General features: G+C 49.4%; 1 rRNA gene. It reads left to right on the top strand.

Annotation, left to right across the window (positions count from 1 at the left end):
- Positions 1-34: 34 nt before the first annotated feature.
- A 23S ribosomal RNA gene (locus ACU8YE_RS25720) occupies positions 35-255 on the top strand; the annotation flags it as partial.

Genomic DNA, 255 nt, shown 5'->3' with positions numbered 1-255 from the left:
GAACTCAGCCTATAGCGAGACATACTCGTTATAGGGTCAAGCGAATAAGTGCATGTGGTGGATGCCTTGGCGATTACAGGCGATGAAGGACGTAGTAGCCTGCGAAAAGCTGCGGGGAGCTGGCAAACGAGCTTTGATCCGCAGATATCCGAATGGGGAAACCCGGCCCATATGGGTCATCTGTTACTGAATACATAGGTAACAGAAGCGAACGCAGTGAACTGAAACATCTAAGTAGCTGCAGGAACAGAAATC

The sequence above is a fragment of the Ralstonia sp. VS2407 genome, assembly GCF_052950655.1.
This window is presented reverse-complemented; position numbering and strand designations above follow the sequence as displayed.